Origin of the sequence: Streptomyces sp. NPDC006510 (assembly GCF_040611955.1) — a bacterium.
Classification (GTDB): Bacteria; Actinomycetota; Actinomycetes; order Streptomycetales; family Streptomycetaceae; genus Streptomyces.
This window is the reverse complement of record NZ_JBEXPH010000285.1, coordinates 1-8,062: the sequence shown is the minus strand read 5'-3', so window position 1 is coordinate 8,062 and position 8,062 is coordinate 1. Positions and strand designations below refer to the sequence as shown.

9 protein-coding genes and 1 pseudogene are annotated in these 8,062 nt (G+C 67.9%); 3 read left to right on the top strand and 7 right to left on the bottom strand.

The genetic code is table 11. The annotated features are described in order from the left end of the window. Nucleotides 1–251 precede the first annotated feature (251 nt). Nucleotides 252–770 (bottom strand): HEAT repeat domain-containing protein, encoded by a 519-nt coding sequence (locus tag ABZY11_RS40985; RefSeq protein ID WP_266738553.1) that lies wholly within the window; start codon nucleotides 768–770, stop codon nucleotides 252–254. A gap of 381 nt (nucleotides 771–1,151) precedes the next feature. On the opposite strand from ABZY11_RS40985, the gene ABZY11_RS40980 reads away from it, so the two are divergent. Beyond that, on the top strand, nucleotides 1,152–1,724 hold the full coding sequence (locus ABZY11_RS40980; protein WP_356484044.1) for a hypothetical protein: 573 nt from the start codon (nucleotides 1,152–1,154) through the stop codon (nucleotides 1,722–1,724). A gap of 21 nt (nucleotides 1,725–1,745) precedes the next feature. Here the strand turns inward: ABZY11_RS40980 and ABZY11_RS40975 are convergent. Next, nucleotides 1,746–1,922: pseudogene (locus tag ABZY11_RS40975) on the bottom strand (IS5/IS1182 family transposase); the annotation flags it as partial. On the opposite strand from ABZY11_RS40975, the gene ABZY11_RS40970 reads away from it, so the two are divergent. Next, nucleotides 1,866–2,102: a hypothetical protein gene (locus ABZY11_RS40970; RefSeq protein ID WP_356484043.1), complete on the top strand. Its 237-nt coding sequence runs from the start codon at nucleotides 1,866–1,868 to the stop codon at nucleotides 2,100–2,102. The pseudogene ABZY11_RS40975 and the gene ABZY11_RS40970 overlap by 57 nt on opposite strands. A 180-nt stretch (nucleotides 2,103–2,282) precedes the next feature. Here ABZY11_RS40970 and ABZY11_RS40965 read toward each other — a convergent pair whose 3' ends face one another. The 3 genes from ABZY11_RS40965 to ABZY11_RS40955 all read right to left on the bottom strand — a co-directional run bounded on the left by ABZY11_RS40965 (nucleotide 2,283) and on the right by ABZY11_RS40955 (nucleotide 3,765). Beyond that, a complete protein-coding gene (locus tag ABZY11_RS40965; protein WP_356484042.1) occupies nucleotides 2,283–2,819 on the bottom strand; it encodes a hypothetical protein in 537 nt (178 codons plus the stop codon). After that, complete coding sequence (locus ABZY11_RS40960) at nucleotides 2,786–3,352, bottom strand: hypothetical protein (RefSeq protein WP_356484041.1); 567 nt, start codon at nucleotides 3,350–3,352, stop codon at nucleotides 2,786–2,788. Before ABZY11_RS40960 ends, ABZY11_RS40965 begins: the two co-directional genes overlap by 34 nt. 116 nt (nucleotides 3,353–3,468) lie before the next feature. Beyond that, a complete protein-coding gene (locus ABZY11_RS40955) occupies nucleotides 3,469–3,765 on the bottom strand; it encodes a hypothetical protein (RefSeq protein WP_356484040.1) in 297 nt (98 codons plus the stop codon). A 193-nt stretch (nucleotides 3,766–3,958) separates the two neighbouring features. Between ABZY11_RS40955 and ABZY11_RS40950 the strand changes: the two genes are divergently transcribed. Continuing rightward, on the top strand, nucleotides 3,959–4,810 hold the full coding sequence (locus ABZY11_RS40950; protein ID WP_356484039.1) for a hypothetical protein: 852 nt from the start codon (nucleotides 3,959–3,961) through the stop codon (nucleotides 4,808–4,810). Between the two features lie 747 nt (nucleotides 4,811–5,557). Here ABZY11_RS40950 and ABZY11_RS40945 read toward each other — a convergent pair. After that, complete coding sequence (locus ABZY11_RS40945; protein ID WP_356484038.1) at nucleotides 5,558–5,974, bottom strand: hypothetical protein; 417 nt, start codon at nucleotides 5,972–5,974, stop codon at nucleotides 5,558–5,560. Beyond that, nucleotides 5,968–6,627, bottom strand: coding sequence for a MarR family transcriptional regulator (locus ABZY11_RS40940; protein ID WP_356484037.1), 660 nt, complete (start codon nucleotides 6,625–6,627; stop codon nucleotides 5,968–5,970). The genes ABZY11_RS40945 and ABZY11_RS40940 overlap by 7 nt, the downstream gene beginning before the upstream one ends. Nucleotides 6,628–8,062: the final 1,435 nt, after the last annotated feature.

Sequence of the window (8,062 nt, the reverse complement as noted above, 5' to 3'; positions counted from 1 at the left end):
GCCGTGAGCACGTGACTCCGAGTCTCTGTTGCTCACGGCCTGGGGAGCCATTGACATCACACTCAGTTAGCTCCCACGGAAAGTGAGCCAGAACCTGAGTTTGGGAGTCACTCATGGCCCGGCGGGTTGGTTTGCGTGACCTGCCTTGAGTGGCCGAGGTACAGGAAGTCCTGGCGAGATTGATCTTGGGCGGAACGCCTGGCCGAGGAAACGCGGCCGGGCGTTCCGGGTGAGCGGCTACGACTCCGCGGTCAGAGTTCGCCGCGGCGTGCGAGCTGATTTAGCGCGTTCTCGCGGATGATCTCGTTCCCATCGTCGCGCAAACCTTCGAGGGCATCCCGGGCCTCCGGGCCGGGAATGGCGCCGAGGGCCCAGATCGCCTTCACCGCGAGTGCCCGGTTCTCGTCCCAGTCCAGGTGCTCGGGGACCCAGTGGGTTGCCAGGGCCAGTGTCGGCACCGTCCTGGGCGAGCGGAGCCTGCCCAGCATGCGCACGATGTCCTCGTGGTCCCTGTGCCAGTCGGCGGGGAACAACTCGGTCAACGGCTCCAGGAACTCCTCGACGGAGGCGCCGGCAGAGGCATGGAGGATCAGCGCCATTTCGACGTCGTCGGCGTCCTGGCGCTCCATGGCGTCCCGGAGCAGCCTCAGCGCCAGGGCCTCGCCGTCGGACTCGCCGAAGTGGGCGAGCACCTCGTCGAGCGTGCGCGTCCGGCCTTTGCCCGGTACGAACACCAGGCCCATGATCAGTTCCTGCTCCTCGCGGGTCATCGCTTGACCACCTCCCACGCGTTGAACGCCCCATCCTGGGTGGACCCTAGCAAGATCATTCTCGGCGGGTGCCTCCCGAACTCGTGAACATCGACTTGGCCGCCTCCGGGGCGCCTCCCGCGCTCATCGACAAACGACTCCCGTTCTCGTGGACAAAGCCAACCTGATCGACACGATGTCCCACGACTACTACGGTCCGGATGCGTCACCGGCCTCCACGAATGAGCCGTCAGGCTGGCTCATTGTTTCCTGGACGGCTCGGCGAGTCATGAGCGATGCTCGTCTGCGGACATGCCAGTGCCTGAACTACGAGGCACCTTGGGGGACGGGGGTCTTCGGTGCCGAGAAATTCCGACTTCCCGCCAATCCGACGGTCCTTTCATGCACTTCGGGAGCCTTGAGCGCCACCGTCCGGACAGCGTGGACGCTGGTGCCAGCGAAGGAGGATTTGTGTTACGGAGCACCATCAAGCGAGCACGGAATTTCGGAGCGGTCGTGGCCGTGCTGATGACCATCGGCCTGGCCAACTCGGCAAGCCCCGCAGCGGCGAATTCGGATACGGCGTCGGCCGTTGCCGGCGTGTCGGCTGCGGCAACGGAATACGATCAAGCGGTGCTCGGTGGCCCCGTTTACAGCACGGGCCCCTGTGCGGAGTCCAGTGCCGGTGAATCGTGCTTCCAGATGTACGGAGACGGGATTTATCTGGTCGCGAACACGAGTGGCGCATACGCCCGCTGGAGCAACTACCTGTGGAACGGCAGCTCTTGGCAGCTGTACCGCCAGGGCCAATGTGCGATCTCCGTCACGGGTACCTGGGGCCGCTGCAACAAGGATTTCTACGAGGACAGTACATATCCGAACGCGTACGGAAGCCAGGGCAGCGGCATCCGGGTGGCCATATGCAGCTCCAGCGGCAGCTGCTCCGCGGAAACCTGGACCCGCAACAACGGCTAGGGCCTGTTGCGAAAGTGCTGGTCAAAGCCACTCGTTGATAGCTGCGACCAGCACTGTCGCCTCGTAGCGCACGGCCAACTTGTCGTATCTCGTGGCCACCGCACGGTGCCGCTTCAGCCGGTTGATCCCGCACTCCACCGCGTGGCGCTCCTTGTAGTCCTCCTTGTCGAAGACCGGCGGCCGGCCGCCTCGGGAGCCGAGCTTTCACGCGTCTCCTTCAAGACCGGAAGCCCTGCGTGGGGGTTCCGGCAGTGGAACGCGGAGGATCTCGAGGGCGAGGACGTGCGCTACGCGTCCGTCGGCCAGCTCTCCCTCACCTACTGGGTGAACCGGCCGCTGCGCCGGCAGACCGTGCTGAACATCGTCTGGCTCGGATAGCCACCCGGTGACAACGCCCTGACCCCGGCATCGCAACTGCCGGGGTCAGGGCGCTCCGATGCCCACCTGTTGCCACTCGGGAGGCAAGCACATTTCCATTCCGCGCCGCCAGAAAGCCAAGGGCCAGTGGGGCATGCGCCCGGCCTCAGTCGGCTTTTGGCCCTACGCTCTCGCTTGCGCTCAGTCCTCCGTGCGGGTGCACAGGTGGCCCGCCGGACACGCTTCGCACCCCTTCTCGTCGACGGCACCGGACGCCAGAGCTTCGGCGAACAGATCCCTGGCGTGCGCAGGGCCGCTTACCTCCTCGCGCCGGCCGAACTCGTTGGGGTCGGGCTCCTGCAGCTGGGACCGGCACATCCGCAGGTACATCACGGCCCCGGCGACCTCAGCGGGCAGTTCTTCCCAGATGCCATCCGGGATGCAGGTCTTTGCGGTGACCGCGTCAGAGTCTCCTTGGAACCGCCAAGGACTCCCGGGCTTCTCAGGCTTCTGGGCAACCACGCGGATGACGGGGATGTCGTATTCGTTGTCCGTATCCAGAAGCAGCATTCCCACCGCATGCAGGCTGTGGAGCGACTCGCGAAGGTCGCCACCCTGGGAACCGAGCCTCGTCGCAGCCTCTGCGAGAGGTACGAGAGTGCCCTCCTCGCCGTCCCCGAAGATCGGAAGCTGGCCGGTGTCGATCAGATCGTCCAGATACAGAGCGGCCTTCGGCACCTTGTTGCCGTACAGAGGGCCGAGCCGAACCAATCGCGGCCGCAGGGGCGGTCGGCACCGAGCTGTACCTCACGCCGGCACTCTGGGCAGTCCGGGAGGCCGCTCACCAGACGCGGCTTGTCGCCCTTGTACCAGCTGAACCCGCACAGCGCGTTCGACCAGTCCTCCACCTGGTCGTCTTCCAAGGCGTGTGAGCCATAGCCCGGAACGTTCCAGGTGAACGTCGCTTCACCGTCGTACGGCGCGCCCTCGGGCCAGTCGTAGACCGGCTCGGTCGTGGTACAGCGCATCCTCAGATCAGGCCCCGTCCAGTGCTTGCCGTACCGGATCTGCGAGCTGGCATCGACCGCGTCCGCGAGGCGCTCGAAGGACAGGTCGTAGTCCCTCATGTGATCCCACGAGCCCGGCTTCTGCTCGCGCATCAGCTTGCGGAACATCAGCAGCAGCCGCGCCAGGTCGTGCTGATCGACCCGGACCGTGTTGGTCTCCGGGTCGTAGCCGTACCTCGGGTCGTGGGCGGGCTTCTTCGGCATCGGTCCTCGTTCACGTTGCTACGGCGGCCAGCGCCCCACACAACGATCCGGACCTGCCGGAGCCACGCCGACCGCCGCCGTTCGTGCGCCGACCGCACCGCCGTGGGCCTCGCGTCTCAGGCTTGCGGCGGCGTCGCGCCGGGCAGCTCCCCGGAGAAGGCCCACCACTGCTCGATGGTCCACACGGCGACGCTGGAGCGGTCGGTGGACATCCGCAGCCACACCTCCTCGCCGCCCGGCATGAGCGCGACCTCCAGGTGCGCCTCGTCCCACGTGCCCACCGGGTACATCCACTCGATGCCGTCGGGCCACGTCCGCATCGCCACCGTGCGCACGCTCAGCGCCACGGCGAAGGCGTCCAGCGCCGCCTTGGGTATCCGCACCTCCGCCGGCTCCCGCTCGATCCCCGCCACTCCGGACCCCCTGACTCTGCGGCGAGACGCGACAGCCCGCCGTCGCGGATCAGCCTGCCAGACCCGCCCGCCACCACCAGAGGGCAACAACATCCGTTGTCGCGAAACCGGGTGTCACGCTGTGAGGGCTACCAGCCTCACAGCCCGTTTTCCCAGGTAGACGCGTTGCCTATGAGGTTGTGAGGGTTGTGAGGTGGGGTTCGCACCCGAGCTTCCGCACGCCCTGGTGCGCCCCGCCGGCCCGGAGGACGATGGAGTCGTGGGCGAGCACGACGAGGACCAGGAGCACGGCGTCGAACCGGCGCGGCCGCCGCTCACCGCGGCCCGCGCCCGGGAGATGACGGCCTGGCTGCGGGAGGCGATGGACGACGTCCGGCGCTCCGTGGCGGTGCTCGCCGCCCGGGTTCGCGACGCTCACGCCGCCCGCGTCTGGGCACCCCTCGGCTATAGCAGCTGGGAGTCGTACTGCGGCACGGAGTTCGGCATCAGCCGCGCCCAGGCATACCGCCTCCTCGACGTCGCCCGCGCCCTGGCCGCGATCGACGACGCGGTCGCAGCCGGCCCCGGCCTGTCTCGCGTGCGAGACACCGGCTCGGCTGGCGCGGCCGCGCTCGACTACGGCCTGTCCCAGCGCGCCCTGGTCGACGTCTCCAGCCGCAGCGGCGACGTCGCGGAGCTGATCACCCGCCGTCTCGCCACGCTCGCCCACAGCGGCCTCCAGGCCCTCGATGAGCCCACGGTGCGCGCCGTGGTCCGCCAGGCCGTCCGCGACATCCGCACCGCCCCGCCCCCGCCGCCCGCCGAACCGCCGGCGGGCCCGACCGTCGCCGCGCTGCGCCGCGTCGTCGACGACCTCGCCGCCAGCACCCACGCGATCGGGGAGCTGATGCTCGAAGTCGCGCCGGCCTACCTCTCCGACATCGAGGCCGCCGACGTCCTGGCGCTGCTGTGCGACCAGATCGGCGAACCCCTCGAACACGGCCTCGCCGCCCGCCGCTACGCGATGTCCGGCGACCGCCGCGCCCTGCACGGCACCGTCCTGTAGAGCGCCGCTCCCGGCTTCTCCTATGAGGCACACAGCCCGTTTCCCAGGTGGGCGCGGTGCGGTGTGAGGGTGTGAGGTGTGAGGCGAGGGCCTGCGACGACGGGGTGCCGCTGCTCCTTGTCGTGCTGCTCGCCGTGGTGTGCAGCGGGCTGCTGCTCGATGGGTAGCGGGGGTGGTGGCCGTGGTTGACGGGGTGCTGCTCGTGGTCCTGGTGGTGGCGGTCGGGTTGCAGCACGGTGGTGTCGCGGGTGCAGCGCAGCATTTGCCTGGGCCAGGCGGCACACGGGTGCTGCACGGGTAGCAGGCCGGCCCCGGCCGGTGCAGCACGGCCAGCTGCTGCACGCTGCTCGGGCCTCGCTGCCTCCAAGCCGGCCCTGCTGCTCCGCGGTGTCAGCAGGGCCGTTGGCCCGCGCGCGCGGCTGCATAACATCGCAGATCTGCGATGTTCCAGGCGAGATCCATGCACAGCTGCTGCATGCAACGCCGCGCCCGTGCTGCTCGCAAACGATGTACGCGCTCGCCGGGACAGTCACCGTTTGTTCTGGAGAACCAGAACAAACCGGTTTACCTGGTGCTACCGCTTGCTCGGGCCGCGCTCCGCTGACCTGTGGGTTTCCCCTGGAGGGGAACGATGTACGCACCGGGTGCTCCCCGCTCGGGAAGACGAATGTGCCCCTGCCGCACATTCCGGTGCGGCAGGGGCACATTTCGCGGGCGGTTATCACCCGGGGGTGATGACGGGCAGCGCTATCCGGCGGCGCGGACGGCCCGGAGCGGCTGGCTCTGGCGCTTGGGCGGCGCGGTTTCGTACAGCGGGACGGCGATCTCGGGCAGTTCGCCGGCCTCGATGCGCTCGGCTGCGTCCTCGATCGCTTCTTCCAGCTCGTCCTGGGAGGCGTACGAGGCGATGTATGGGTGGAGGTAGTAGGTCCGGTACTTGCGGTCCTCGGGCCTCAGTACGAGGTTCCGGCTCTCCAGCAGCGACATCGCCGTGTTCGCGGAGTTCCGCGACAGGCCCACGCGCGCCCCCAGCTCGGCCTGGGAGGCGTTCACCTCGCCGCCGGGCTCCTGGCGCTCGATGAGGACGCTCAGCAGCTCCATCGCGGCCTTGGTGAGGTCTAGCCGGTACAGCATTCCGAAACCGGCGCTCGCCTGGATCAGCATGCCCGCCCCTCCGCGTCGACCACTTCATCTTCCCCGTCTTCTGCCCCGAGCTCCAGCTGAACGCTGCGCGGCGGCTTCGGGGCGTTCAGGGCCGGGAAGACGTCTTCGGGCAGCTTCCCGTCCGCGTCGCGCAATGCGTCCAGGATCTCGCGCTGCAGGTCCCCGTTGCCCTCGAACCCGAGCATCGGGTTCACGAAGATCAGCCCAGTGTCCACGCGCTGGATCATGTGCCACTCCTCAAGGCGGCCGATCGCCCGGGTCACGTTCGACCGCTCCACGCCGAGCTTGTCGGCGATCTTCTTGTGCGTGGCCTTCAGCCAACCCTCGCGCTGCCGGCCGATGCACCACAGCAGGACCGCGGATTGGATCGGCGACATGCCGTGCTGGGCGATGAGCACGGCCAGGACGTCGGCGAGGAAGTCGTTGGACACCACGCTGTAGCCGGAGCGCCCGTACATGTCGTGCGGGGCGCGGTAGGTGTACCGAACGCTGACGTCCATCTGCTGCACCGGCCGCTTGCGGGTCGGCGGCTTGATGTCCTTGCCCAGCCGGGAGGACAGGGTCTCGCGGAAGGCGCTGTCACCGCCGGGCGGCACGGCGGTGATCTTGCCCTTCCCGCGGCCGGCGGTCGGGCGCTTGGGCTGGCGGGGCATCGACGGTGGTCCTGTCCTCGATCTTGGGGGGCGCGCCGGACACTAGCAGTTGTTCAAGCTCAGTTGGCAGATTTGTACACGCTGGCGTGGCGCTTTGGTGTCGATGCCGACACAGGGGATTCGAGGGGTGTTCCCTGAAAACCGGCCCCCACCAGCAACGTTCCACGTTTGTACAAGCAGGGTTGGCAAATAAGGGTGTCGGTGTGGCACCACGGACACATTTCCGCAGGTCAATGTGTCAGCGCCGACACATCCCCTTCCGCAAAAGCCCAGGTCAGAGCCTTTTTTCCGCAAGGGCCCTCTTTTCCCTAAGACGCACACGCGCGTGAGGGCGGGGCCAGGGCCTCGCGCGCGTGGGTCCACCCGCTACCGACGGCACCAACCACCACAGCCGGCAGTGCGCAGCAGCACGGGCGTACGGCCCGCAGCCGCCACCCGGTCCGTCCGGCCACCGCACCCGCGAAGGCCCCCGGGCGCCCCGGAGGCCGTGCCCCAGGCGGTCGACGGCTCCCGGGGAGGGGCGCGGCCCCACGCGCCCGTGGACGGCTTCCTGCGCCGCCGCTGGTCGATCCGGCGATGGCTGAGCGGCTTCGCGTGCGACTCCGAGGAACGGGTGCGGACCGTAGGCGGCATCAGCGGCTCTGAGTCTCGGGTGGTGCCGACCGTGACGCTTCACAGCATCGAGGCGTGGCTGATGCCGGTGAGCGGTTCCGCCGTCCGGCCCTGGGGGCCGATCGGCTCAGGTACCTCCGCACGTTGAATTCCAGCGTTCCCATATCGGGCTTCCGTTCTGTGGCTAGGCTATTCAGGGCCGCGTAATTTGGAATTCTGCCGGAAGTTATTGGGCAGGGATTAGGGGTGGTGCGGCCAGGACCCAAACGCTACACAGTCACCATCATCGATGCATCACCCATGCCGTGCGTTCGCCCACTCGGGTGATGCATCCGCCTGAATCTGCCCCACGGTTACGGGGTGGCGTGTATGCTGGCGGGGTATTGGTGAACGTGAGCGATCAGGTTCAAGGGTGGGGGAGGGGTCAGGGTGGAGCGCAGCGGAACCCGTCACTGCGGCGGGGCCAGCACCCCGTCAGGCCGACGATCCGTCACCTTCGTTGCGGTGGTAGGGCTGGGGATTCCCAAGCCCTACACAGGCCCGCGCGTGATGCACCCTCACCCCGTAGCCAGCCCAAGGAGCCTCGCTTGCGAGGCTCCCCGCAATTCGCGCTTGCGCGAATTGACGCTCTTTTAGAATTCCGCTTGCGGAATTCATTCCCGCGCTTGCGCGGGAATTCGAATTGCGCTTGCGCAATTCGCACTCTATGCAGCGGCTTGCCGCTGCATATCCCGCGGAGCGGGATATGCATTCGACAACCCCCCGCCAACCGCCGCTGCTACGCAGCCGCTGATCACGAGACAGCACGTTGAGCAGGACTGAG